Origin of the sequence: Geodermatophilus arenarius (assembly GCF_042654585.1) — a bacterium.
Lineage (GTDB): Bacteria > Actinomycetota > Actinomycetes > Mycobacteriales > Geodermatophilaceae > Geodermatophilus > Geodermatophilus arenarius.
The window spans coordinates 1-23,639 of record NZ_JBHSGR010000001.1; the positions used below are offsets into that span (position 1 = coordinate 1).

Genomic DNA, 23,639 nt, shown 5'->3' on the forward strand with positions numbered 1-23,639 from the left:
GACCCGGATCACCGCCCGACACCGGCCCACCGTCACCGGCCGACCCGGACGACGAGCCGCCACCGTTCTGACCGAGCCGGCGGGCGTCGGCTCGTGCACCTACGCCGAGCCGACGCCCGTCCCCACCGCACCGCGGCGCCGCAGCCGCCGACTGCCTGCCGAGGTGCCCGGCTGCCCTGTCGCGTGCCCACGTCAGCGGCCGTACCGGACGTGCAGCAGGCCGTCGTCGGTCTCGGTCAGCCGCCCACCCGCCGCGGCCATCGCCTCCGCCGCCTTCGCCAGCCGCTCGTAGGCGGCCGCCGCATCGGGCAGCGTCGCAGCGCGGTCGGCCGCGTGCCGGAAGGTCAGCGACTCGACCGTCCGGACGAGGACACCGCCGGCCACGGCGTGCACCCGCAGGGCGCTGCCCTCGGCGACCAGGTCACGGCCGGGACCGACCCGGGCCGCGACGACCGCCCACCTCCGGGAGCCGAACTCCGCCGCCGGCACCTGGCGGGTGAGCTCGGCGAGCACCTCGGACGGCAGGTCCGGCCCGCCCACCTGCACCGCTCCTGCCCCGCTGTGGGCCACGACGGGGCTGCCGGGGACGGCGGCGAGGGACAGCACCTCGTCGCCGGGGACGGGCGGCTCGTCGACCACCCGGACCCGCCAGCGCAGGGCGGGGGCGACGCCGGGCGCCGGCGGCGGCACCGGCGCCGGCGCCGGCGCCGGGGACGAGTGGGCGCGCTGCCGCCGGGACGGGCGGCTCGCGAGCAGGTGGCCGTCGCGCATGGGCTCGGTCAGCGTCCAGCCGGCGACGTGCGCGGCGCGGAGCTCGGCGGCCAGTGCGCGGACCCGGGCGGCGGCGTCGGCCAGGGAGACGACGTCGTCGAGGTCCCAGCGGTGCTCGGTCTCGTGGCGCGAGCCCGGCCAGGGCGACGCCGGGCGGGAGAGCTGCGTGGTCATGTCGGTCCTCGCGCGGACGGGACGACCCGCAGCGGGGAGCCGGCGGGGACCGCCGGGCCGGCGCCACGGGGACGGACCGTCTCGCGGGTCGGGGCCGGCGGGTGTCCCCGGGCGGGGTCCGGCGCCGACCGGCCGATCATGGCACGACCACGGTCACTCCCCCAGGGCGAAGGTCGCCTCGACGACGGCGCGGACGACGACGTCCTGCGGGTCCAGCTCCAGCGCGGGACCGCCGCCGCGGGCCGTGACCGCCATGGTCTCGGGAGCGCCAGGCACCGCGGAGGACAGCCCGGGGTCGGCCAGCTCCAGAAGCGGCCCGAGCGGGCGGCCGACCGCGTCGGCGAGGTCGGTGGCGGCCTCGCGGGCGGCGGCGACGGCGGCCCTGCGGACGGCGCGGCGCGCGGTGGCCGGGTCGTCGAGGTCCCAGGAGACGCCGCCGATCCCGGCACCCGCCGCGGCCACGACCTCGGCCAGCTCCGGGACGGCCCCGGCGTCGGCCTGCACGGTGCCGGCCACGGTCGCCTCCCAGCCGGCCGGCTCGGCGGTGCCGGTGTCCCAGACGAACCGCTCGTGCACCGACACGCGCGACAGGACCACGGCCCGCACCCCGGCGACCCCGGCGAGCGCCGCGCGCAGGCCGGCGGCGACCTCCGACGCCAGCGCCAGCGCCGCGGCCCGGCCGTCCGGGGAGACCTCGCGGACGTGCACGGCGAGCGTCGCGCAGTCGGGCGCGTGGTCGGCGGAGGCCTCCCCGCGCACCCGGACGACGGCCGGCGGCAGCGTCACGCGCGCCGTCAGCCCACCGCGGGCGCGGGTCGCGCGGTGAGCTCCGCGACCACCGACTCGTAGCAGCCGTGGAGCAGGTCCAGCCGCTCGACGAGGCGGTCGACCCAGGCCGCGGACGTGCTCACCGGCACCGGCTCGAACATCAGCGACCAGAACAGCCGGTCCACGTGCGCGGTGCGCACGAACCGCCGCTCGTCCACCGACAACGTCGACCCGACGGCCGCGGCGAACCGCCGGGCCGCCTCCCTCCGCAGCCGCGCGGCCGCCGCGGGGACGGCCAGACCGATCGCCCGGCCCAGCAGCGGGACCAGGCGCGGCCGGTCGGCGTCGGAGAGCACGTCGTTGGCGTGCCGCAGGACGGCGGCGAGCTCGGCGTCGACGCACGCCGGGGCGTCGCTGAACGGCTCACCGGCCAGCAGGGCCGTGTACTCGAGGAAGCACGCGCCGCGCGCGGGCGTGCGGTGCCGTCCCCGGCTCAGCACGGGCAGGAAGTCAGGGCTCCGCGTCATGGTCACCGCCCCCTCCGGGCCGCCTCCGGCCCTCGGCGCGACGAGCGTAGGTCGGCGGGGCGGGTCCGCGCAGTCCCGCGGCCACGGCGAGACCACGCCGCGACCACCCGGCCACGACGAGCCCGCGGCGGGAGCCCTCGACGGCGCCGGCCGACGTCGGCCACGGTGGGCCGACGCCGACCCGAGGAGCCCAGCGCGATGACCCAGCTGTCCACCGCGATCGAGATCGACGCTCCGCCCGAGCGGGTGTGGGCCGAGCTCACCGACCTGGGCGCCTATCCCGAGTGGAACCCGTTCATCGTCCGGGCCGAGGGCGACGTCGTCCCCGGCGCCCGGCTGTCGCTGCGGATGCAGCCGGTGGGCGGACGGGCGATGGGCTTCCGCCCGCGCCTGCTCGAGGTCGACCCGGCCCGCGAGCTGCGGTGGCTCGGCAGGCTCGGCGTCCCGGGCCTGTTCGACGGCGAGCACGTCTTCCGCCTCGAGCCCGTGGGGCCGGGCACCCGGCTGGTCCAGGAGGAGACCTTCCGCGGTGTGCTCGTCCCGCTGCTGGCGCGGTCGCTGCGGCGGGGCACGCTGCCCGCCTTCGAGGCCATGAACCGGGCGCTCAAGGAGCGCGCGGAGCGGACCCTCTGATCCGCCCTCCGGGGCACGGGAGCGGTCGGTGGCGTCCGGCGATGACCGTCCTGGGCAGGCTGGGTGCCCGGGCCGCGGACGTCGCGCCCGGGCTGCACCCCACCGCCGGCACGTACACCGCCGAGCGGGACCTGCCCGTGTCGATGCCCGACGGGCGCGACGTCGTCGACGGGATCCCCGGCTCGACCCGCGCACCGTCCCGGCCGACGACGTCGCCGACGACGGCACCCTCGCCGGCGACGTCACGCTGTTCCCCACCGCCTACCGGTTCCGGGGCGGGCACCGGGTGCGGGTGCAGGTCACCGGTCCTGCCCTGACCGTCAGGGGACGACGTCGGGCACGAACCGCTGGCTGTCCAGCGGCGGGCGCACGTAGTCCTCGTCGACCGGCGGCCGCGGCGGCAGCTCCGGCGGCTCGGGGGTGAGGTCCTCGTAGGGCACCTGGGTGAGCAGGTGCGAGATCACGTTGAGGCGGGCGCGCTTCTTGACGTCGGCCTCGACCACCCACCACGGCGCCTCGGGGATGTCGGTCGCGGCGAACATCGCGTCCTTGGCCTTGGAGAACTCGACCCAGCGGTTGCGCGCCTCGAGGTCCATCGGGCTGAGCTTCCAGCGCTTGGTCGGGTCGTGGAGCCGCGCCTGGAAGCGCTTCTCCTGCTCGGTGTCGCTGACGGAGAACCAGTACTTGAGCACGGTGATCCCGCTGCGGACGAGCATCCGCTCGAACTCGGGGCAGGAGCGGAGGAACTCCTCGTACTCCTCGTCGGTGCAGAAGCCCATGACCCGCTCGACGCCGGCGCGGTTGTACCAGGACCGGTCGAACAGGACCATCTCGCCGCGGGTGGGCAGGTGCTCCACGTAGCGCTGGAAGTACCACTGCCCGCGCTCGCGCTCGGTCGGTGCCGGCAGCGCCACCACCCGGGTGGCCCGCGGGTTGACCGACTCGGTGATCCGCTGGATCGCGCCGCCCTTGCCGGCCGCGTCGCGGCCCTCGAACAGGACGACGACGCGCAGCCCCCGCGCGCGGACGAACTCCTGCTGCTTGACCAGCTCCACCTGGAGGCGGGCCATCTCCTCCTCGTAGTACGCGGTGGGGACCTTGCCGGTGGACCTGGGTGCCTCCTCGACGGAGGGGCCGGACCGCTTCTTGGACGCCATGCCGCACCATCCACCCGCCCCGCCGGGCGGGGCAAGGGACGGGAGGACGCCGGGGTGCCCGACCGGCGCGGTCAGGTGCCGCAGAACGTGACGAACGGTCCCCCGGGGCCGGGGGCGGCGTAGCGCTCCAGCCCGGGCCGCTCGTCGAACGGCCGGCGGACCACCTCGACCAGTCGCTCGACCGGGCCCGTGTCGCCGGCGGTGGCCGCGGCCAGCGCCTCCTCGACGAGGTGGTTGCGCGGCACGTAGACGGGGTTGACCCGGTCCATGGCGTCCGCGTCCGGAGCCAGCGCGCGCCAGCGCTCCAGCCAGGCGTCGATCCCGGCGAGGTCGAGGACCAGCTCACGGACCGGCTCGGCGTCACCGCGCGCGGCCGCCGACAGCGCCCGCGCCGAGGAGGTCAGGTCGACCCGGTTCGCCTGCAGCAGCGCGAGCCAGTCGTCGACCAGGACCCGGGCGACCTCGTCGTCGAGCCCGGCGGGCAGGCCGAGCTTGGCCCGCCAACCGGCCAGCAGCGCCGCCTCGTAGCGCGGGCGGAACCGGCCGAGCGCCTCGACGGCGAGCGCGACCGCCTGCTCCTGCTCGTCGGCGAACAGCGGCAGCAGCGCCTCGGCCAGCCGGGCGAGGTCCCACTCGGCGGCGAGCGGCTGGTTGCCGTAGCGATAGCGCCCGCCCTCGTCGACCGAGCTGAACCACGTGTCGGGGTCGTAGCCCTCCATGAAGGCGCACGGCCCGTAGTCGATGGTCTCGCCGGACAGCGTCACGTTGTCGGTGTTCATCACGCCGTGCACGAAGCCGACGAGCATCCAGCGCGCCACCAGGTCCGCCTGCGCGGCGACGACCGCCTCGTAGAGCGCGAGGTACCGGTTGCCGGCGTCCGCCGAGGCCGGGTGGTGCCGGTCGATCGCCTCGTCGGCGAGCCGGCGCAGCAGGTCGTCGTCGCCGGTGGCGCGGGCGTACTGCGCGCTGCCGACCCGCAGGTGGCTGGCGGCCACCCGGGCGAGGACGGCGCCGGGCAGCAGGGTCTCCCGGCGCACCGGACGCCCGGTGGCGACGACGGCGAGCGAGCGGGTGGTGGGGATGCCGAGGGCGTGCATCGCCTCGCTGACGACGTACTCGCGCAGCATCGGCCCGACGGCGGCCAGCCCGTCGCCGCCGCGGGAGAACGGCGTGGCGCCCGAGCCCTTGAGGTGCAGGTCGACCGGCCGGCCGTCGGCGCCGGGGAGCTCGCCGAGCAGCAGCGCCCGCCCGTCCCCCAGCCGCGGGTTGTAGTAGCCGAACTGGTGGCCGGCGTAGGCCTGCGCCACCGGCCGCGCGCCCTCGGGCACGACGGTGCCGGTGAGCAGCCCGACGCCGGCGGGCCCGCGCAGCTCTTCCGGGTCCAGGCCGAGCTCCGCGGCCAGCGGCTCGTTGAGCACGAGCAGCCGAGGGGCGGGCGTCTCGACGGCCTGCCAGGGCACGGCCATCTCCGGCAGCGCGGTGGCGAAGCGGGTGCCGAGGACGACGGAGACGCCGGGGGTGACGGTCACCCCCTCGAATGTACGGACGGCGCCGGACCCGGGTCGTCGTCTGCGACCCTGCCCGGGTGTCCGGGGAGGTCGAGCTGAGCCTGCAGGACCTCCGCGTGGTGGCCCGCCACGCGGCCGGGTGCGCGCGGGAGGTCCTGGCGCTGTTCGAGGCCGAGCGCCCCGGCGACGGGCGACCGCGGGCGGCGGTCGAGGCCGCGGACGCCTTCGCCGATGGGGCCGCCCGGACGGTGCTGCAGCGGACGACCGCCCTGGCGGCGCACCGGGCCGCGGCCGAGGCTCCGCCCGGGGCCGCGCGGGAGGCGGCGCGCGCGACCGCCTCCGCGGCGGCCGCGGCGTACCTGCACCCGCTGGCGCGGGCGACGCAGGTGCGGCACGTCCTGGGGGCGGCGGCGTCCGCGGCACGGGCGGCGGAGCTGGCCGTCGGCGGCGACGAGGCGGTGGGAGCCGCGTGGATCGAGCGGGCGCGGCAGCGGGCGACGCCCGGCCTGGTCGCGGTGCTCCGGCGCTACCCGGCCGCTCCTACGGGCGGGAACCGGACGAGCCGGCTCGTGGCCGCGCTGGACGCCGCGCTGCGGGCGTGAGCCGGTCAGCGCAGCAGGCGGTCCTGCACGCGCCGCAGCACGGTCCGCGCCAGCCGGCCGGCGGGCGGGCGCGGGGCCTCGAGCCGCGACTCGACGGCGGCCAGCCGCGTCTCCAGGTCGGTGACCGTGGCCGGGGCGGCCGGCGGCGTCACCGCGAGCTCGGCGAGGCCCTCGGTCAGCCCGGACACCAGGCCGGCCACCTCGTCGGGCCGGAGCTTGACGGTGCCGACGCACGCGTCGTCGCGCCAGATGCTCAGGTTGACCAGGCCCTGCGCCGGGTGGGCGGAGACGCGGACCGCGCGGGTCCGGTCGCGTGCGTCCCACACCCAGCGGGCCCGTGCCGGCATCGCGGTGACCGTCATCCCGCCATGATCGCCACCGGAGCCCCCGCCGGCCAGCAGGAACGGGTCAGACGTCGGTGGGCACCCCCCGGTCGAGCCACCGGAACCGCCGGCGGACGTCCTCCGGCGCGGCGGCCAGGTCGCGCTCGGCCGCCTCCCGCCCCTGCCGGAAGTGGCTCCACCCCTCGTGGTGCACGGGGACGACGACCCGCGCCCCGGTCGCCCGGCACACGGCGGCGGCCTCCCGGCCGGTCATCGAGTACCGGACCGGCCCGGTGACGGGGAAGCGCACGCCGCCCAGGTGCAGCACCGCGACGTCGACCCGCAGCCGCTCGGCGACCCGCCGCAGCCCGGGGAAGGCCACGGTGTCCCCGGAGATCCACAGCACCCCGCCGTCCGCGCCGGCCTCCCGCACGGCGAACCCGACGACGTCGCCGACCAGCCGGCGGCTCAGCGGCGGCCCGTGCCGCGCCGGCGTGGCGGTGACCTCCAGCGGCGGGAGCCCCGGCGCCTCGAGGACCGTCGTCTGCCAGTCCCGCAGCCCGCGGGCGCCGTCCCCCAGCCGGCGGGCGCCGGACGCGGTGGTGACCACCACCGGCACCTCGGCGAGCAGGGCGCGGCCGGCGTCGTCGAGGTTGTCGGCGTGGTGGTCGTGGCTGAGCAGGACGGCGTCGACCGGCAGCACGTCGGCCGGTGCCAGCGCCGGTCCCGCCGTCTTGGTCGACCCGGTGCCCCAGCCGAAGGCGTAGGCGCGTCCCGGCGGGTCGAAGGTGGGGTCGGTGAGCAGCCGGCGCCCGGCGACCTCGACCAGCAGCGTCGGGCCGCCGACGTGCGTCAGCCGCACGTCACTGCGCGCCGGCGACCTGCGGACGCGGTCCCGTCGCGTGCGCCAGCGCCCAGTCGAGGACCTCGTCGGCGATCGCCTCCCAGCCCGGCGAGGCGGGCAGCAGGTGGGGGTAGCCGGGGTACTCGCGCACCTCGGTCACGGTGTCGCCGCGGTAGTGCGCCGCGTTCGACCGCTGGACGGCCGGCGGCATGATGTGGTCCTCGCCGCCGGAGACGAACAGCAGCGGCGGCCGGGCCTCGTTGCCGTAGTCGACGTGCGCGTCCTGCGGGCCGGGCATGAGGTTGGCCAGCACGGAGTTCCACAGGATCCGGCCCGACGCCGGGACGTGGTACCGCCGGTACAGCGCCCGCGACTCGTCCTCGGGGAACGTGTTGGTGAAGGCGTAGTGCCACTGCTCCTCGGTCAGCCCGACGGCGCGGTGCCGGTTGGCCGGGTTCCTGAGCACCGTCCAGGTGGAGCGCAGCTGCGACAGCGGCACCACCCGCACGCCCTCGGTCGGCGCGGAGTTGAGCACCACGCCGACCGCGCCGAGACCGCGGTCGAGCAGCAGCTGCACGAGCGTGCCGCCGGCGGAGTGGCCGATCAGGACCGGCGGCCGGTCCAGCCCGCGGACGAGCGCGGACAGGTGCTCGACGATCGCGGGCAGCGTGACCTCGGCGATCGGCGTCGGGTCGGCGTTGAGCGCCTCGACCTCGCCCTCGAAGCCGGGGTAGGTCGGGGTGAGCACGCGGAAGCCGCGCTGCTCGTAGTGCGCCTTCCAGTCCTCCCAGCTGCGCGGGGTCACCCAGAAGCCGTGGATCAGGACGATGGTGTCCGGTGCGGTGGTGCCGGGTGCCGGTGGCGTGGTCACGGTCGCTCCCCTCGGAGGTGGTGCCCGGTCGGCGCGAGCCTGGCAGCGGACCCGGCGGGCAAACGGTCTTTGCGTGCACGGCTGCGGTCCCTGCCTGCATCCGTGCGGGTTCCGGGAGGAGCCCGGCTCTGCCAGGCTCGGCGTCCACGGGAACGTCTGCTGCCCGAGGCCCAGGGACGGCGCGATGCTGCTCTTCGACACCACCCCGCTCCCCCGCGCCGACCGCGCCGAGGCCTTCCACGCCGCGATGCAGGAGGCGTCGGCGGCCTGCCGCGTGGAGCACCGCGAGGACCCCGCGGCGGTGCAGGCGCGGGTGCAGGCGTTCCCGTACGGGACGGCGGTGCTGCTGGCCACCGACGCGACCCGCTTCCGCATGGTCCGCACCCGGCGGCACGTCGCCCGGGACGACGCCCCGCTGGTCGCGCTGGCCTTCCAGCACCGCGGCCGCGGCGAGTTCGACCAGCTGGGCCACGAGCAGCTGGTCGAGGACGGGGACCTGATGCTGGTGGACATGAGCGCGCCCTACGGGTTCGCCTGCGCGACCGGCGGCGGGTCCCGCGCGCTGCTGGTCCCCCTCGACCGGCTCGGCCTGCCGGTCGACGTCGTCCGCCGGGCGGCGCCGCGGCTGCGGGCCAGCGCGCTGCACGGGCTGGTGCGCGCGCACCTGCAGCGGATCGCCGACGACGCCGCGGCGCTGTCGGCCGACCCGGGGGCGGCCGCGCTCGGGGCGGCCACGGTCGAGCTGGTCCGCGCGCTGGTCGTGTCCGCGGCCGGCGACGACCGGCTCGGGCCGCCGGTGCGGGAGGACACGCTGGTGACCCGGGTGCGGGCGTACGTCGCCCGGCACCTCACCGACCCCGGCCTCACCCCGGCCGCCGTGGCCCGGGCGCACGGCGTCTCGGTCCGGCAGCTCTACAAGGCCTTCGCCGCGGCGGGCGCCAGCCTCGAGCAGGAGGTCATCGCGCGGCGGCTGGAGGCCGCGCGGGCCCGGCTGGCCTCACCCGCCGGTCGGCAGCGGTCGATCGCCGCGACCGCCCGCGCCTGCGGCTTCGCCGACCCCAGCCACTTCGCCCGCCGGTTCCGCGAGGCCTTCGGGACGAGTCCGCGGGAGTGGCAGCGGGCGTCCGCCGCCGGCTGACCGCCGGCCGGCGTCGACCTCGGTGCGCGGGCCGCCACGGGCGAGGAACGACGCGACGCCGGGCGGGCGGTAGCGCTCGTCCTGCAGGTACCGGCGGACGGTGGTCGAGGCCAGGCTCTCGGTGCGCGGGTGGCCGACGCCGATCGGCCGGTGGTACCGCGGCAGCAGCCGGTAGAGGCCGGTGCGGGAGTCCCGCAGCTCGCCGAGCGGGTCGGGCACCGGGCGCGGGCGGTTGTCGTCCGGGGCCCCGCCGGGCGGGGGCGGCGCGAAGGCGTCGCGGTGGAACGCCAGGCCGCACTCGCGGGCCCGGTCGACCATCCACAGCAGCGCGACGTCGGACAGCGAGGTGTCGCGGTAGCCGCCGCCGACGCCGCAGTGCACGCCGGAGAACCAGACCTGCTCCAGCCGCTGGCCCTCCGGGCGGGCGTCGCCGCGGTGCGGCTCCCACAGCGTGGGCCGGAAGGCGCGACGGGTCTCGTCCACGGCCAGCGCCTGGAAGGCGTTGCGCACCTTCGAGCTCAGCGTCGTGTCGTGGAACGCCCACCGCCGGTTGACGAAGCCCAGGCCGCGCACCGGCAGCCCGAGCGCGCCCACGGTGTCCCAGACGCCGATGAAGTGGACGTCGGGCTCGTAGGAGTAGGACCGCCGGAACAGCTCGGCCTCGGTGCCGCGGGGATGGGCCTCCCGGCACCGGTAGAGCTCGTAGGCCTCGTCGAGCCGGCCGGCGTGGCGGCGCTCCAGCACGCCGGCGGTGCGGACGAAGCCGGCGGTGCTGCGGGCGGTGAACGCGCCGCGGCTGAACCCGAAGAACCACAGCTCGTCACCGGGCTCGTAGTTGTCGACGATCGTCCGGTAGGCGTCCTTGACGGCGCGGGACAGGCCGACGCCGAACGCGCCGCCGCGGTACCGCTCACCGCGTGCGGTGCCGACCCCGCGCAGGTAGAAGACGCACTGCCGCAGCCCGTCGGCGCCGGCCGGGGCGACCTCCAGGGCGAGCTTGGTGACGTTCGTCGGGCACGGCCGGCCCTCGGCCACCTGGTCGGGGGTGTTCCAGGTGCCGTCGCAGCACACGACCAGTCGCTTCGGCATCGTGCCTCCCGCGTCGCTCCCCGCCACGGTGCTCCCCCGCCGCCCGGCCGACAAGGCCCCGCCGTGCCGCCGTGCCGCCGCGCCGCCGCCCCGCCGTGCCGACGCCCCGCCGCGCCGCCGCGCCGCGCCCTCGCTTTGCCGACCCGCCGGGACGCGGGCAGGCTCGCCGCACACGGGGCCCGCGACGAGGGGACGCCCATGAGCACTCGGGACCAGCGCTCCGTCTGGCGGCGCCTGCCGGTCGAGCAGATGGACGACGTCGAGGAACGGAACGCCGGCGGCGCGCTCGCCAAGAGCCTGGGGCTGTGGCAGCTGACCGCGATCGGGGTCGGCGGCATCATCGGCGTCGGGATCTTCTCCCTCGCGGGGCTCGTGGCCGCCGGCGACGCGGACAACGAGCCCGTCGGGCCGGCCGTGCTCATCGCCTTCCTGATCGCGGGCCTGGCGTCGGCGGCGGCGGCGCTGTCCTACGCCGAGTTCGCCGGCATGATCCCGCGGGCCGGCTCCGCCTACACCTACGGCTACGTGGCCCTCGGCGAGCTCATCGGCTGGTTCATCGGCTGGGACCTGCTCCTGGAGTACATCGCCATCGTCGCCGTCGTGGCCATCGGCATCTCCGGCTACCTCGGCGAGCTGCTCGACAACCTCGGGCTCACCCTGCCGACGTCGCTCACCGCGTCCGCCGAGGAGGGCGGCGTCGTCAACGTCCCCGCCGTCGTGATCTGCCTGCTCGTCACGTTCATCCTCAGCCGCGGCACGAAGACCTTCGGCCGGTTCGAGTTGATCGCCGTGGGGATCAAGATCCTGCTGATCCTCGGCATCATCGGGCTGGGCGTCTTCTACGTCCAGGCGGGGAACTACGACCCCTTCCTGCCGTCCGGCTTCGGCCCGGTGCTCACCGGCGCGGCCACCGTCTTCTTCGCGGTCTTCGGCTACGACGCCATGAGCACCGCCGCCGAGGAGGCCCGCGACGGCAAGGAGCACATGCCGAAGGCGATCATCCTGTCGCTGGTCGTCGCGATGCTGCTCTACGTCGCCGCGACGCTGGTGCTCACCGGGATGCAGGACTACCGGGACATCGACCCGACCGCCGGCTTCGCCTCGGCCTTCGAGAGCGTGGGCCTGCCGGTGGTCGCCGGCGTCATCTCCGTCTTCGCCGTGCTGTCGATCCTGACCGTGATGCTGACCTTCCTGCTCGGCGTCACCCGCGTCTGGTTCTCCATGAGCCGCGACGGGCTGCTGCCCCCGTGGTTCGCGAAGGTGGACCGGACCGGCACGCCGCAGCGGGTGACCTGGATCGCCGGCGTCGGGTCGGCCGTGCTCGCCGGCGTCTTCCCGATCCGCGCCGTCGCCGACCTGACGAACATCGGCATCCTGTCGGCGTTCATCGTGGTCTGCGTCGCGGTCATCCTGTTCCGCTACACCCGGCCGGACACCCCGCGGCCGTTCCGGTTGCCGCTCATGCCCGTCGTCCCGGCCTTCGGGGTGCTCGCGTCGCTGTTCCTCATCTGGCAGCTGCCGTGGGAGACGTGGGCCCGCTTCGGGGTCTGGCTGCTCATCGGGCTGGTCATCTACTTCGCCTACGGGCGCAAGCACTCGCTCCTGAACCCGGACAGCCCGAGCCACCGCCGGCCGGTCGACGGCTGAGCGGCGCCGCGGCCGTCAGGGGCGGAGGGCCTGGCTCCCGCGGTAGGAGAGGTCGCGGACGGCGCGGAACAGCGCGACCGGCTGGAGGTCGTCGGCCCCGAGCGTCGGCCGGAAGCGCAGCGCCTCGGACTCCGCGTCCGGCAGGGCGGCGCCGAGGGTCAGCCGTCCCCACCGCCTCCAGCCGCCGGCGAGCGGTGCCGCCAGCAGGTCCCAGCCGGCGCCCGTGTCGCGCGCCCCGAGCACCACCAGCCGGCCGCTGCCGGTCCGGTACGGCAGGACCGAGGAGCACGTCCGGCCGAGGGGCTCCGGCAGGAACAGGTGGCGCAGGCCGGGCAGGCCCCCGGAGGTGTTGACCAGGACGTCCAGCGGTGCCCCGCCCCGGCCGAGCAGCGGGAGGCGGACCGCCAGGCCGACGACGTCGGGCAGCGGCTCCGGCAGCCCGACCCCGCGGGAGACGCGGACGACGACGTCGTACGTGCCCGCCTCGTCGAGGACCCGGGCACCCCAGGTGCCGCCGCCGTCGGTCACCACGGTCCCGGCGGACGCCCGTCCCCGGGGGTGGAACACGCGCGCGCCGCGCACCGCCGTCCCGAGGGCGAGCGCGGACGCGGTGACGGTGCGGGGCAGGGCGAGCAGGTCCACGCCGCCCGGCTACCCCGCGTGCCCCGGGTGGACGCCCGCGTCGCGGGAGGACCCCGGTCACGCCCGGCGGGGCTACCGTCACCCCGTGGGCGTCGTCCTCCGGGGCCTGCGCCAGGCGCTGGCCGCGGTGCTGCTCGCGGCGGTCGTGGCTCTGGCCGTCGCGGGGCTGTGGAGCCTGCTCGGGGACGGCAGCTTCCTGTCGCGGTTCGCGCTGGTCCTGCTCGTGCTGGCCGGCCTCATCGGGCTGACCAGCGGCGCGGTGTTCACGCGGGCCCACGAGTACGAGCACGGCCGGCGGCCCGACCTCGACGACCACGGCTCCCCCGGTGGGGTCCTGACCGGCGTGGGCGTCTTCCTGTTCGTGTCCCTGCCGCTGTTCGCCGCCGGCGCCGTGCTGCTCACCGTCGCCTGAGCACGGCGGACGAGGCCGAGGACACGGGTCCGTGCGACGCTCGGGCAGGGCTGTCCTCGACGGCCGTCCCGGGACGACGACGCCCGCCCGGGTCCGACCCGGCGGTCGAGGAGGAGCCGGACGGCATGGACGGCGTGCGGCTGCTCGAGGTCGCGATGGAGTCCGCCGCTCGGCTCCCGGCGAACCACTCGTGACGCTGACGTGCGAGCCCGAGCCCAGCCGGGCGCTGCAGCAGCGGTACGAGGAGCTCGTCCCCGGCCACCCCGTGGACGAGCGGCACCGGCTGACCATCCGTGCCGGTGACGCGGTGACGCGGGACCTCGTCGACGGGCTGGTGCGCAACTCGTACGAACTGGTCGTGGAGGGACTGCCCAGGGCCAGGCGCCGGGCCCGTCACACGGCGAGCCGTGAGACGCCGGGACCAGGACGGACGGGTCCCTCGTCTGCCGTACCCACCGTCGCCTGACCGCGGCCTCCGTACGGAGGCGTTGGGCCCTGTCCCGCCCGCCGCGGGCGGGGCACCGTGGACCGGGCGGGGGACGACCGTGCGACCGACGACGCCCACCGGAGGCTGCCGTGCCGACGACGCGGAGGACGACCGGCTCCCTGCGAGCGGCGGTGCTGGTGACCGGCGTGGTCGCCCTGACCGTCACCACCGTCCCGCCCGCGGCGGCGTCCTGGCCGGAGGTGATCGTCCTGCCGGGCGCCACCTCGGCCGAGGGCATCGCGGCGGGTGCAGGGGACACGTTCTACGCGGGCGACCTGTTCGCCGGCGACGTCTTCCGCGGCGACCTCGAGGCGGGCACCGCCGAGCTGTTCATCGACGCACCGGAGGGCCGGTGGGCGGTCGGCATGGACGCCGACCTGCGGCACGGCCTGCTCTACGTCGCCGGCGGCGGCACCGGCCAGGCGTACGTGTACGACCTGCACTCCGGGGAGACGGTCGCGGAGTACCAGTTCGCGCCGCCGTCGCCGGCGCCCCCGGCGGCCTTCACCACGCTGGTCAACGACGTCGTCGTCACCCCGGCGGGCGCGTGGTTCACCGACAGCCGGCGTGCCGTGCTGTACCACGTGCCGATCGACGCCTCCGGGCGGCCGGGGCCGTTCCGCACGCTCCCGCTGCACGGGCCGGCGGCCGACACCGCCGGCGAGATCAACCTCAACGGCATCGACGCCGCGCGCCACGGCGGCACGCTGGTCGTCGCGCACTCGACCAACGGCGAGCTGTACACGGTGGACCCCGCCACGGGCGACAGCGCGGTCGTCGCCGGGGTGAGCGTGCCGTCCGTGGACGGCATCGAGCTGCACCGCGACTCGCTGTGGGCGGTGCAGAACACGAACCGGGTGAGCGAGGTCCGGCTGAGCCCGGACCTGGCGTCCGGGTCCGTCGTGGAGGTCGTCACCAGCGACCTCTTCCAGACCCCGGCGACCGCCATCCGGCACGAGGGACGGCTCGCCGTCGTCAACGCCAAGTTCGACACCGGCATCCCGCCGACCGCGTCGCAGTACGAGGTGGTGCTCGTCCACGACTGACCCCTCCGGGAGGGTCAGGGCGTCCCAGCGGGAGGGTCGTCGAACCGGGCGAGCACCATCGGCAGCAGCCAGTCCAGGCGGTCGAGCACGCCGCTGCCCGGCGGCATGAAGTGGGTGGTCCCCGGCAGGATCGCCAGGCGCGCCCGCGAGAGACCGGCCAGGTCGCCCATCGCGCCGCCGCCGAGGAGGCGGAAGAGCTCGACCGCGGACTCGGCCAGGACGGCATCGGCGTCCCCGGCGACGACCAGGGTCGGCGCGGTGATCCCCCGGATGTCCTCGGCCGGCCAGTCGAAGGGGGTCTCGTCGAGCGTCTTCAGCTTCTGGACGAGGACCGGGAAGTGGCCGGGGTCCGGGGCGGTGGCCCGGTAGGCCGCCTCCAGCGGCGACCCGGCGAACACCTCCGGGGTGATGGTCGGGATCATCTCGAGCAGTTCCGGCTGCGTCCCCCTGCTCGAGTGCGACGCCGAGACGACCACCAGCGTGCGGACCACCTCCGGGTGACGGACGGCCACCTGCAGCGCCGCGGCGCCGCCCATGCTGTAGCCCAGGACGTCGGCCCGCTCGATGCCGAGGTGCGCGAGGAGGCCCGCGGCGTCGTCGGCCAGGCCCTCGTAGGTGATCGGCCGGTCCACGTCCGCCGTCCGGCCGTGGGCCTGCAGGTCCGGGACGACGACCTCCCGGGTGGTGGCCAGGGCGCCCACCAGCGGTCCGAGGTCACCGGCCGACATGTACGCGCCGTGCAGGAGGAGGACCGGGCCGCCCGCCGGCTCCCCCGTGGGCCCGTGGACCTCGTAGTACATGCGCAGCCTGCCGACCGGCGCGTACCCGGTCCTCGTCGCGGTGGCGGTGTCGGTCACGGGGCCCTCCTCGGCGGTCCGGGGCCAGGCGATCGTCGCGCGACCGGCACGGCGGCGGGAACCCCCGCGGGCCCGGCGGACGTGACAGCGTGGCCGGGTGGACCGCGCCGGCGTGATGCAGTGGGTGGCCGGGTACGAGCGCGCGTGGCGGGAGGGGGACGTGGCCGCGGTCGCCCGGCTGTTCACCGACGACGCGCGGTACCGGCGCTCCCCCTACGAGCCGTCGGAGGTCGGCCACGCGGCGATCCGGGCGTTCTGGCGGGAGGACGAGGGCCGGACGTTCACGGTGGCCGCGGAGCCGGTCGCCGTCGAGGGGCGCGACGCGGTGGTGCGGCTGGAGGTGCGGTACGGCGCCCCGGCGCCGCAGGAGTACCGGGACCTGTGGGTGCTGCGCTTCGCCGACGACGGCCGGGTCGAGGACTTCGAGGAGTGGGCGTACTGGCCCGGCAGGTCCTACACCGCGGAGGCCGACACGGCCGGCTGAGGGGCCGCGCGGCGGATCCGCGCCTGGGACCGCGGGCGGTCGCGCCCTACGCTCGTCCGGCATGGCGACGGTCTTCGCCGGGATGGCGGCCAGCCTGGACGGCTTCATCCAGTCGAGGTCCGGGGACCTCGCGTGGCTCAACGACGCCATGGCCCCGGGTGAGGACTACGGCTTCGCGGAGACCGAGGCCCGCACCGGGGCCTACGTCGTCGGCGCGAACACGTACCGGGAGATGGGCACCGCCGGTGTCGGTGGCGTGCCGACCTGGGTGGTCACCCACGACGCCGACCTGCCGACCGGCCGGAACACGCACGCGTACGCCGGCGACCTGACCCGGCTGATCGACACCGTGCGGTCCCGGATCGACCCCGGCAGGGACATCTGCGTCTTCGGCGGCGGGCGGCTGGTCACCCAGCTCCTGCAGCTCGGGCTCGTCGACGAGCTGGGCGTCTCCGTCGTCCCCGTCGTCCTCGGGGACGGCGTGCCCTTCTTCGGCACGATGACGGCGAGCACCAGGCTCCGGCTGATCGAGTGCCGCCCCTTCCCCTCGGGGATCGTGCTGCTCAACTACCGGGTGGTGCGGCCCTAACCGGTGTCCCCGCCGTGCAGGGTGGGCCGGTAGACGAGCTCCTGGATGCGGCCGTCGAACGTCCGGCTCCCGAGCAGCTCGAGGTCGAAGTCGGCCGCGCCCGCGAAGACCGGCGCCGTCCCGGTCCGGCCGGTGATCACCGGGAAGACCGTCACCTGGACGCGGTCGACCAGGCCGGCGGCCATCAGCGCCCGGTTCACCGACAGGCTGCCGTGCGAGCGCAGCGGCACGTCGGACTCCTCCTTGAGCCGGGCGACGACGTCGACGGCGTCCCCGTGCTCGAGGGTCGCGTCGGGCCAGTCGAGGGGACCCTGCAGCGTCGTCGACACGACCGTCGTCGGCATGGTCCGCATCCGGGTGTTCAGCGGGTCGGTGACCTGGGCCGGGTCCAGGAACCGCACGAACTCCCGGAAGGTGGTGGCCCCGAGGACCAGCCGCTGCTCCGCGCGGTACTGCGCGAGGCGGTGGTCGAGGAACTCCGGGCCCTCCTTGCCCCAGTAGCCGCCCCAGTCGCCGTCCTCGCCGTAGGAGCCGAAGCCGTCGAGGGTGGAGAAGACGTCGAAGGTGTAGGTGGCGGTCACGATGCCCTCCCCGGGTGCGGCCGGCCGGCTGCCGGGCGCCGGACGGCGTAGCGCAGCAGGACGACACCGTTGCCGAACCGCCGGTTCTCCACCAGCTCCAGGTCGGTCGGCTCGTCGGCGGTCTCGAACAGCCGTCGACCGCGGCCGACGACGACGGGGTTGACGTAGAGCCGGTACTCGTCGACCAGGTCCAGCCGGCGGAAGGTCTCGGCCAGGTCGACCCCGCCGAGCGTCATGTCGCCGCCGGGCTGCTGCTTCAGTGCGCGGATCTCGTCGGGGTCCACCTCTGCCCGCAGCGAGGCGTTGGGGCCGACCTCCCGCAGCGTGCGGGAGAACACGATCTTCGGCACCGCCCGCCAGATACCGGCGAACTCGCGCATCGTCGGCGGGGCGTCCGGGTCCTGGTCGGCGGTCGGCCAGTACGCCTCCATGAGCTCGTAGGTGACCCGGCCCTCGAGGAAGGCGCTCTTGGTCGCGAGCTCCTCGTTGAAGTGCCCGTGCAGCTCCTCGTCGACGCGGTGCCAGCCCAGGTCGTGGTCCGGACCCTCGAAGTAGCCGTCCAGCGACAGCATCATGTGCACGACGATCTTCCGCATCCGTCCTCCTGGTCTCCGGCCCGGTCCGGGAGCTCGGACCGGCGGACGGGGACGAAGTCATCGGTCCCGCCTCCCGGGAGCCGCCCCGGGGGACACGGCGGCGCGACCTCACACCGCCGGGCGCTGTGCCGGTACCTCCTGGAAGGCGCGGACCTCGATCCGCGCGCCGAGCGCCCGGGACGCCTTCGCCGCCCAGGAGACGGCCGCCGCCCGGTCCGGCGCCTCGACGACCCAGAAGCCGCCGAGGTACTCCGGCGCCTGCGTGTACGGCCCGTCGGTGAGGGCGAGGTCGTCCCCGGTGTGGTCGACGGTGACCGCGGTCGACGGCGGGTGCAGCCCACCGGCGAAGACCAGCGCGCCGGACGCCGCCAGCTCCTCCAGGAAGGCGCCGGCCGCCGCCAGGGCGGCCTCCAGCTCGGCGGGGTCCATCGTGGCCATCGTCGGTTCCTCGGCCGAGTCGTGCGGCATGGACAGCAGGTACTGCGTCACGGGTCCTCCCGGGTGGTCGCCGCGGCCCGTCCGGCCGCTCCACGAGAGGGACCCCGGTCGCCGCATCGACTCATCGGTCGGGTCCCGTCGGTGGGGTCGCCTGGCGGCGACACACCGGCAGCCACCCGCGACCGGGCCCGGACGACCGGACGCCGTCGGCCCGGTCGTGCGCGGATCGGCGGAGGGGGACGACGGACGAGTCGGCCTGCCGATCCGGGGCCGGCTGTTCAGCGCCTGGTCTCGTACCTGGTCAGGAGCACGCCGCCGCGGAACGTCCGGGTCTCCACCAGGTCCAGGTCCACCCGGTCGTCCAGGGCCGTGAAGAACGGCGTGCCGCCGCCCACCAGGACCGGGTGGGTGACGAGCGCGTACTCGTCGATCAGCCCGGCCCGCATGGCCGCCGCGGCGAGGGTGGCGCCACCGACGTCCATGGGACCGCCGTCCCCGGCCTTGAGCCGGGTGATCTCGGTGACGGCGTCGCCGGTGACCAGGCGGGCGTTCCCGTCGACCGCGCTGGCCGTCGAGGAGAACACCACCTTCGGCATGTCCCGCCAACGGCGGGCGTACTCGATCTGCGCCGGTGTGGCGCCGGGCTGCCGGTCGGCGGTCGGCCAGTGGGAGCTCATCGTCTCCCACAGTCTGCGCCCGTACAGCGCCAGGCCCGTGGCCTCCACCCGGTCGGACCACCACTGGAACAGCTCGTCGCTCGGCACGCTCCAGCCGAGGTCGTCGCCGGGCGCGGCGACGTAGCCGTCCAGGCTCAGGTTCATGGCGAAGGTCAGTCTCCGCATCGCGTGGCCTCCCGTGGGTCGGTGTTCGGCGTACGGACCGACACGGCACGGAGAACTGACCGGTCGGACCACACCGAGGGCCGGTCGACCACCGCGCCGAGCGGATGCCGCGTACGAGGAGGGACGACGACCGGCACAGCGCCCCGTGGGACGGGTCGCCGCCTCGTCGTCCGGCCGCTCGACGTCCACGCCGCCGGGTCGCAGGGGCCGCGTGACGCGAGCCGGATCATCCCGGAGCCGATCGTGGTCAGCACCCGCAGCCGGGAAGAGGGCGAGCCGACCTCGGCCGACGATCGCCGTGACCGACCGACGTCAGCCACCTCTGGCCCGGCTCCGGCGACCGGCCGAGGGCCGCCGCCGACCCCGTTCCCGGCCGAGCGGCGGACCCCGCGCGGACCGGCGCCGCGCCCTGACCGCAGAACCGGAGGTCACGGCGGGCGACGGACGAGTCGGCCTGTACGCCGGGGACGGATCCGGGGATATTGATCACGGTTGGCTGACGCCGGATGTGCCCGTTGAGCTGCGAGTTCGCCGTTGGCAGCTGCTGGTCAGGATGGCCCGCGATTAAGCCTGCTGAGGAACGATTGAGGAACGACCCGACCGGTCCAGTGACCTTGGCGATCCTTGGTCGGTAGTCGCGCAACCTCTAGGAGGACCAGCAGGTCCAGGACGCCAGATCGCCCACCGAGGGAGACGCCGACGGCTGCTCGAGACACCGACGAGATCGAGGCCCGTCACCAGTGAGCGGCCGCACGACGCCCGCGCCTCAACCTTCCAGGCTGGCTATGCCGGTGCGATCCCGGCCATCTGCTCCACGCGTTTCTGCAGGTTAACCGGCCTGTCAGGCCTTCAGGGGAGTCTTGGAGGACCCTCCGGAGAGCCCGTTTAAACCCCTTCATGACCCCTGTTAGCCGCTGCGTGGGTCAGGAACTCGTCATGCCGGAGCGGCACGACATGCCCTGGTGAGAGGCTCATTCGATCCTTCCGACGGGCGGGCCGCATGACGCCCGATTGGTCACGCAGTGATCTACGCATGGCCGACAACGATCGCGGCGCGTGCAGAGCGGCCGAGTGCTCGGCGGCGTCCTAGCGCCTGAGGAGGCGCGGCCCTGTTGATCGTCCGCCCGAATGTGACGCGCTACGCCAGCAGCTCGCGGATGCGCCGACGGGTACGGGAGGCCCGCGTGCGACTCCTGCGGTGCTGTCGCGCAGCGGCTGGGCCTGAGCGGAGATGCGTTCCCGAAGCTCGACCGGGGTGCCGTCGAACTTTGAGAACGGCGGCTTCAGAGACGCCCACGACGGGCACAGCCACCGCCGACCCGGGCGCGGGGCAGGCTGGCCGCACATGCGCCGACGTTAGGCGTTAGGAACGGACTCTTCAAAGGGGAGGACGACCATCCCCTTTTCGCTCAGGCCAGCCACATGCTTATAAACACCCAAGGCATGACTTGCCACTTCGACGCCAATCTCCTCAGCCAATGAACCAGCGACCTTACTAGCCTTCAGTGACAATGCCAATAGAAACTCGAGCAACTTCTTCCGCTTATCGCCGTCCAGATCAAAACGTCTGGTCGTTCCGAGGTAGGCAGCCGTGAGCACCTCCCAAGTGCGCAGCTCCACTTCGGGATACAGGTCTCGGCTGAGGTTCTCGAGGAATTCCCGGGCAGAGCCAACAAGGTCGCCACCTGCACCCTCGAGTACCTGTGTCACGATGTGGACCCGCACTATGGAGTGACCGTCTATGCTCAGCGGTCGCATGGGTGCCATCTTCAAGGAATCGAGAGGCATCAACTCCGACTGTCCCCCTGGAGCACGCAGCTTGTTGAACAGGTCCAGCCGGCCAGCAATATCCGGCCGAATTGCCTGGAGAATCTCGAATGCCACTTCCTCGAGAGACTTTCCGTCAGCTACGACGGCCTTCTTGTCCGCTAATGGCGGAGAAAAGTTTAGCACCTCATCATGCGACACGCCGAACCAAACCGGAAGGATGACCTTGCCGCGTGCGGCGATCTCCCGACTGACAAGGCCGCGGAGTTCGTACTCCGGCCACGCCTTCTCGAAGAATTTCTTGCTGAGCACTACAAGCCCATACTTTGCCTTAGCTAGGCCGGCATCTATGGACCGCGAAAGGCTATCGCCGACAGTAAGACTAAACTCGTCGTACCAGACATTCACACCCTGATCTGCAAGGTACTGAGCTAGGGGGCGCACCAGCGTCGACTTATCTTCGCTCGCATGCGACAGAAAGAGGTCGATCTCGAGACCGCCTGCTGTCATGGTCCCCCCAGGCACTTCAGTCTTGGACGGCAGTGTCGCCGCGGCGTCGGTGGTCACGGTAGCGTTCTCGTCGTGGAGCCCTCGGCTGACCACCTCCAAAGACATCGCCCGCGTAAGGGTGGGCGCAGTTTCCGGCGGACAGCAATGTCGGGCAACGCTCACTACTTCAGACGCTAGACGCGGAGTGTGCCAGACGAGCGCCGTTTGATGGCGTCGCCCTGAGTGGGCCGCTCAGGGCGAATCACCTCGATGATGTCCGTGGATTCCTCACCAGGCCCGTGACATTGAGGGGAATATTCGTCCGGCAGACCGAGATCCGCTAAGCAAGCGTCGCGACCCTTGATTGGGTATGGAAGTCCTCCCGGACCAGCTACATCCGGGCGCGGAGAAGATCCAGCAGAGGTTCCACAACCTCCGTAGGGTCACCCCAGATCAGCATCATCTCCAACTGAGCGGCCATGCTGCCCAGCTGCTGCGGTGTCGCCCGAGCTGCCGCCAACAGATAGTGGCGCTGAGCCGCTTCGAGTTCTTCCTCGCACCCATCCCCCATAAGGAAGTACGCCTGCAGGGCCAGTTCACCCAAGGTTGCCTGTGCCCACACGTCTTCGGCAGGCGCTCCGAGCCTCGACACCGCGAAGCGCACGACCGGCAGCAGCCCACGTGCCTCAGCGAAATCTTCCTCTCGCTGCGTGCCTTCTCCCCGCGACCCAAGAAGGCGAAGGAGAGTAACAGCGTTGACCCCCGGATAGTGGTCGAGCGGGTCAGCGATGAATCCACGCCGGTACGACTCGGCGGCCAGCCTCAACTCCCCCGCTGCGTCGTGCCCGTCCAGGTGCCGCAGGCGCGCTCGCTCCTTTGCTGCGCTTCCAAGCAGCCCGAGCGTCTCGCCTGAGTCGGGGTGCCGCTCATCGAGGACGCGCAGCCGGTGCTCTGCCAGAAGCAGTCGCGCCTCGCGGTCGTCCTCCCTGCCTCGGGCACGTACAAGAGCGTGCGCAAACTGCTGCTGCAGCTGCTCCTCGTCGTAGCTCGGATCCTCGTCCACAGCGGGACGGAGCACGTCGATAGCGTCCGCATGACGGCGAAGTCGAACCAGCGCGAGTCCGGCTTGGACACGCAGTGCCCGCCGCGATGAAGGAGTCAGGTCCTCGTAACCCAGCTGAGCCACCAAGGTCAGCAGCTTCTCACCGTCCCGCAGCTCAGCGGCCACGGTGATCCGTTCCATCCAGTCCGTTCCGTGGCTCGCCCCCACGGGCACGCCGGAAAGCTGGAGTTCCGGGACGGCGGCATGCACGGGGCTGTCAGGCACGTGCGGATGCCGCTGCGGCGCACTAGCGGACCGGATGGCGTCCCGTAGTCCTCGCAGCCCTTCAACCGCCTGGCGGTCCGTAACGCCCCCTGGATCCCGGCCGTAGGGATGCACGGGCACAGCGCGAACATCGAACGGGGGTGACAGGCGGGCGGGCGCGATGACGAGAGTTCCCTGTCGTCGAGCCGTGTGCCGAACGCCCAGCTCCCAGAAGACGTTCGGATTCAGGGTGGCCATGTCAGCCACCACCAGGTCAGCACCAATAAGGTCAAGCACCATGCGGCTGTCGATCAGCTGGCGGCTCGCCTCGGCATCCGTTCGCACCGCGCGGTATCCGCCGTCCAGCAGCGCCGGCAGGAGCAGCCGGTTCCACGTGGCATCGGAGTTGTACCGCCTTAGGCCTCGCGTCGGATCCTTGCGTTCCCCGAACGGCATGGCGACGAAAGCGATAGGCGACGAATCTCGCCCCAGCTTCGGGTCGAGGCGCAAGACCAGGTGCCCGGCCGCTTCCAGCTGGAGGCCCAGATCCTCGGTATAGTCGTCGTCTCCGCGACTGCCGCCACTCAGGAGAAGACCCAGCAGCGCCGGGTCCTCTCCTACCGCTGCGGCCTCCTGTCGAAGCTCCTCGGCCCGCTCGATGAAGCGCCGAGTAACGGCCCTGTATGCGTCTCCGCCCGACTCGGAGAGCGCGAGCGGCTCAACGGACACGCCTGGCGAAGTCAGGACTGCGTCGAACCTCGACCGCCAGCCGGGCTTATCGTCCACACTCTCCGCAGCGAAGGACTCCACGTCTCCTGCCACGACGACGGTCGCGGGAATGCCGAGGCGGGCCGCCGCTTCCAGAATGATCACGTCGCTGCCAGCTGCGGCTGACCCGACGAGGCGAGTGGGCTGCAAGCCCGCTAGGAGTCGCTCCACCCGTTCAGCGAGATACGGCTCCCGAGAGGCCGGGAAGTCGCCGTCCTCTCCGCTGGGCCGCCGCCCGGCGTACACGATGATCACGCCGGGCCCCCGCTTCCGGCGTGCGGCT

The 23,639-nt window shown here is 74.1% G+C and carries 24 protein-coding genes and 1 pseudogene; 8 read left to right on the forward strand and 17 right to left on the reverse strand.

Annotation, left to right across the window (positions count from 1 at the left end):
- Nucleotides 1-192: 192 nt before the first annotated feature.
- The 3 genes from ACFO3M_RS00005 to ACFO3M_RS00015 form a co-directional block, all read right to left on the reverse strand.
- Nucleotides 193-945 carry a hypothetical protein gene (locus tag ACFO3M_RS00005; RefSeq protein WP_387984714.1) on the reverse strand — a complete coding sequence of 251 codons (753 nt, stop codon included), beginning with the start codon at nucleotides 943-945 and terminating at the stop codon, nucleotides 193-195.
- A gap of 153 nt (nucleotides 946-1,098) precedes the next feature.
- Nucleotides 1,099-1,731 (reverse strand): SIMPL domain-containing protein, encoded by a 633-nt coding sequence (locus ACFO3M_RS00010; RefSeq protein ID WP_387984716.1) that lies wholly within the window; start codon nucleotides 1,729-1,731, stop codon nucleotides 1,099-1,101.
- An 8-nt stretch (nucleotides 1,732-1,739) separates the two neighbouring features.
- Nucleotides 1,740-2,240: a hypothetical protein gene (locus tag ACFO3M_RS00015; protein ID WP_387984719.1), complete on the reverse strand. Its 501-nt coding sequence runs from the start codon at nucleotides 2,238-2,240 to the stop codon at nucleotides 1,740-1,742.
- A gap of 198 nt (nucleotides 2,241-2,438) precedes the next feature.
- Between ACFO3M_RS00015 and ACFO3M_RS00020 the strand changes: the two genes are divergently transcribed.
- Nucleotides 2,439-2,873 carry an SRPBCC family protein gene (locus tag ACFO3M_RS00020; protein ID WP_387984721.1) on the forward strand — a complete coding sequence of 145 codons (435 nt, stop codon included), beginning with the start codon at nucleotides 2,439-2,441 and terminating at the stop codon, nucleotides 2,871-2,873.
- A gap of 320 nt (nucleotides 2,874-3,193) precedes the next feature.
- Here ACFO3M_RS00020 and ppk2 read toward each other — a convergent pair whose 3' ends face one another.
- Entirely contained in the window at nucleotides 3,194-4,030 is an 837-nt protein-coding gene (ppk2, locus tag ACFO3M_RS00025) for a polyphosphate kinase 2 (RefSeq protein ID WP_387984722.1), read from the reverse strand.
- Between the two features lie 71 nt (nucleotides 4,031-4,101).
- Nucleotides 4,102-5,559, reverse strand: a complete 1,458-nt coding sequence (locus tag ACFO3M_RS00030; RefSeq protein ID WP_387984725.1) for a protein adenylyltransferase SelO — start codon at nucleotides 5,557-5,559, stop codon at nucleotides 4,102-4,104.
- A gap of 56 nt (nucleotides 5,560-5,615) precedes the next feature.
- On the opposite strand from ACFO3M_RS00030, the gene ACFO3M_RS00035 reads away from it, so the two are divergent.
- Nucleotides 5,616-6,140, forward strand: a complete 525-nt coding sequence (locus ACFO3M_RS00035) for a putative immunity protein (protein ID WP_387984727.1) — start codon at nucleotides 5,616-5,618, stop codon at nucleotides 6,138-6,140.
- Nucleotides 6,141-6,145: 5 nt separating this feature from the next.
- Here ACFO3M_RS00035 and ACFO3M_RS00040 read toward each other — a convergent pair whose 3' ends face one another.
- From ACFO3M_RS00040 to ACFO3M_RS00050, 3 genes are read right to left on the reverse strand one after another with little or no spacing between them, the layout of a single operon-like run.
- Nucleotides 6,146-6,502, reverse strand: a complete 357-nt coding sequence (locus ACFO3M_RS00040; RefSeq protein WP_387984728.1) for a hypothetical protein — start codon at nucleotides 6,500-6,502, stop codon at nucleotides 6,146-6,148.
- A gap of 46 nt (nucleotides 6,503-6,548) precedes the next feature.
- Nucleotides 6,549-7,325: an MBL fold metallo-hydrolase gene (locus ACFO3M_RS00045; RefSeq protein WP_387984731.1), complete on the reverse strand. Its 777-nt coding sequence runs from the start codon at nucleotides 7,323-7,325 to the stop codon at nucleotides 6,549-6,551.
- A 1-nt stretch (nucleotide 7,326) separates the two neighbouring features.
- A complete protein-coding gene (locus tag ACFO3M_RS00050) occupies nucleotides 7,327-8,178 on the reverse strand; it encodes an alpha/beta hydrolase (RefSeq protein WP_387984734.1) in 852 nt (283 codons plus the stop codon).
- Nucleotides 8,179-8,425: 247 nt separating this feature from the next.
- Here ACFO3M_RS00050 and ACFO3M_RS00055 point away from each other — a divergent pair.
- Nucleotides 8,426-9,247: pseudogene (locus tag ACFO3M_RS00055) on the forward strand (AraC-like ligand-binding domain-containing protein); the annotation flags it as partial.
- On the opposite strand, the gene ACFO3M_RS00060 reads toward ACFO3M_RS00055, so the two are convergent.
- Entirely contained in the window at nucleotides 9,176-10,405 is a 1,230-nt protein-coding gene (locus ACFO3M_RS00060) for a DUF2235 domain-containing protein (RefSeq protein WP_387984736.1), read from the reverse strand. The pseudogene ACFO3M_RS00055 and the gene ACFO3M_RS00060 overlap by 72 nt on opposite strands.
- A gap of 198 nt (nucleotides 10,406-10,603) precedes the next feature.
- Between ACFO3M_RS00060 and ACFO3M_RS00065 the strand changes: the two genes are divergently transcribed.
- Nucleotides 10,604-12,052: an amino acid permease gene (locus ACFO3M_RS00065; protein ID WP_387984739.1), complete on the forward strand. Its 1,449-nt coding sequence runs from the start codon at nucleotides 10,604-10,606 to the stop codon at nucleotides 12,050-12,052.
- A gap of 15 nt (nucleotides 12,053-12,067) precedes the next feature.
- Here ACFO3M_RS00065 and ACFO3M_RS00070 read toward each other — a convergent pair whose 3' ends face one another.
- Nucleotides 12,068-12,694 (reverse strand): hypothetical protein, encoded by a 627-nt coding sequence (locus ACFO3M_RS00070; protein WP_387984741.1) that lies wholly within the window; start codon nucleotides 12,692-12,694, stop codon nucleotides 12,068-12,070.
- Between the two features lie 85 nt (nucleotides 12,695-12,779).
- Here ACFO3M_RS00070 and ACFO3M_RS00075 point away from each other — a divergent pair, with 85 nt between their 5' ends.
- Together ACFO3M_RS00075 and ACFO3M_RS00080 are read left to right on the forward strand one after the other, a co-directional pair.
- The gene (locus tag ACFO3M_RS00075; protein ID WP_387984743.1) at nucleotides 12,780-13,106 is read left to right on the forward strand and encodes a hypothetical protein; all 327 of its coding nucleotides are present in this window, start codon (nucleotides 12,780-12,782) and stop codon (nucleotides 13,104-13,106) included.
- A gap of 576 nt (nucleotides 13,107-13,682) precedes the next feature.
- Nucleotides 13,683-14,639 (forward strand): SMP-30/gluconolactonase/LRE family protein, encoded by a 957-nt coding sequence (locus ACFO3M_RS00080; protein ID WP_387984746.1) that lies wholly within the window; start codon nucleotides 13,683-13,685, stop codon nucleotides 14,637-14,639.
- A 14-nt stretch (nucleotides 14,640-14,653) separates the two neighbouring features.
- Here the strand turns inward: ACFO3M_RS00080 and ACFO3M_RS00085 are convergent, their stop codons facing one another.
- Nucleotides 14,654-15,496: an alpha/beta fold hydrolase gene (locus tag ACFO3M_RS00085; protein ID WP_387984748.1), complete on the reverse strand. Its 843-nt coding sequence runs from the start codon at nucleotides 15,494-15,496 to the stop codon at nucleotides 14,654-14,656.
- Between the two features lie 97 nt (nucleotides 15,497-15,593).
- Between ACFO3M_RS00085 and ACFO3M_RS00090 the strand changes: the two genes are divergently transcribed.
- Complete coding sequence (locus ACFO3M_RS00090) at nucleotides 15,594-15,980, forward strand: YybH family protein (protein WP_387984751.1); 387 nt, start codon at nucleotides 15,594-15,596, stop codon at nucleotides 15,978-15,980.
- Between the two features lie 61 nt (nucleotides 15,981-16,041).
- The gene (locus ACFO3M_RS00095) at nucleotides 16,042-16,569 is read left to right on the forward strand and encodes a dihydrofolate reductase family protein (protein ID WP_387984753.1); all 528 of its coding nucleotides are present in this window, start codon (nucleotides 16,042-16,044) and stop codon (nucleotides 16,567-16,569) included.
- Here the strand turns inward: ACFO3M_RS00095 and ACFO3M_RS00100 are convergent.
- The 6 genes from ACFO3M_RS00100 to ACFO3M_RS00125 form a co-directional block, all read right to left on the reverse strand.
- The gene (locus ACFO3M_RS00100) at nucleotides 16,566-17,150 is read right to left on the reverse strand and encodes a dihydrofolate reductase family protein (protein WP_387984756.1); all 585 of its coding nucleotides are present in this window, start codon (nucleotides 17,148-17,150) and stop codon (nucleotides 16,566-16,568) included. The two genes, ACFO3M_RS00095 and ACFO3M_RS00100, sit on opposite strands and share 4 nt — an antisense overlap.
- Nucleotides 17,147-17,746: a dihydrofolate reductase family protein gene (locus tag ACFO3M_RS00105; RefSeq protein ID WP_387984758.1), complete on the reverse strand. Its 600-nt coding sequence runs from the start codon at nucleotides 17,744-17,746 to the stop codon at nucleotides 17,147-17,149. The genes ACFO3M_RS00100 and ACFO3M_RS00105 overlap by 4 nt, the downstream gene beginning before the upstream one ends.
- Nucleotides 17,747-17,854: 108 nt before the next feature.
- Nucleotides 17,855-18,235, reverse strand: a complete 381-nt coding sequence (locus ACFO3M_RS00110) for a YciI family protein (RefSeq protein ID WP_387984761.1) — start codon at nucleotides 18,233-18,235, stop codon at nucleotides 17,855-17,857.
- A gap of 227 nt (nucleotides 18,236-18,462) precedes the next feature.
- The gene (locus ACFO3M_RS00115) at nucleotides 18,463-19,026 is read right to left on the reverse strand and encodes a dihydrofolate reductase family protein (protein ID WP_387984762.1); all 564 of its coding nucleotides are present in this window, start codon (nucleotides 19,024-19,026) and stop codon (nucleotides 18,463-18,465) included.
- A gap of 1,356 nt (nucleotides 19,027-20,382) precedes the next feature.
- Complete coding sequence (locus tag ACFO3M_RS00120; protein ID WP_387984763.1) at nucleotides 20,383-21,360, reverse strand: TIR domain-containing protein; 978 nt, start codon at nucleotides 21,358-21,360, stop codon at nucleotides 20,383-20,385.
- Between the two features lie 313 nt (nucleotides 21,361-21,673).
- Nucleotides 21,674-23,611: a TRAFs-binding domain-containing protein gene (locus ACFO3M_RS00125; protein WP_387984765.1), complete on the reverse strand. Its 1,938-nt coding sequence runs from the start codon at nucleotides 23,609-23,611 to the stop codon at nucleotides 21,674-21,676.
- Nucleotides 23,612-23,639 lie beyond the last annotated feature (28 nt).

Coding starts and splice junctions, on each gene's coding strand:
- ACFO3M_RS00105 (WP_387984758.1), bottom strand. CDS start 17,746: ATGCGGAAGATCGTCGTGCACATGATGCTGTCGCTGGACGGCTACTTC.
- ACFO3M_RS00015 (WP_387984719.1), bottom strand. CDS start 2,240: ATGACGCGGAGCCCTGACTTCCTGCCCGTGCTGAGCCGGGGACGGCAC.
- ACFO3M_RS00065 (WP_387984739.1), top strand. CDS start 10,604: ATGAGCACTCGGGACCAGCGCTCCGTCTGGCGGCGCCTGCCGGTCGAG.
- ACFO3M_RS00020 (WP_387984721.1), top strand. CDS start 2,439: ATGACCCAGCTGTCCACCGCGATCGAGATCGACGCTCCGCCCGAGCGG.
- ACFO3M_RS00040 (WP_387984728.1), bottom strand. CDS start 6,502: ATGACGGTCACCGCGATGCCGGCACGGGCCCGCTGGGTGTGGGACGCA.
- ACFO3M_RS00095 (WP_387984753.1), top strand. CDS start 16,042: ATGGCGACGGTCTTCGCCGGGATGGCGGCCAGCCTGGACGGCTTCATC.
- ppk2 (WP_387984722.1), bottom strand. CDS start 4,030: ATGGCGTCCAAGAAGCGGTCCGGCCCCTCCGTCGAGGAGGCACCCAGG.
- ACFO3M_RS00115 (WP_387984762.1), bottom strand. CDS start 19,026: ATGCGGAGACTGACCTTCGCCATGAACCTGAGCCTGGACGGCTACGTC.
- ACFO3M_RS00005 (WP_387984714.1), bottom strand. CDS start 945: ATGACCACGCAGCTCTCCCGCCCGGCGTCGCCCTGGCCGGGCTCGCGC.
- ACFO3M_RS00060 (WP_387984736.1), bottom strand. CDS start 10,405: ATGCCGAAGCGACTGGTCGTGTGCTGCGACGGCACCTGGAACACCCCC.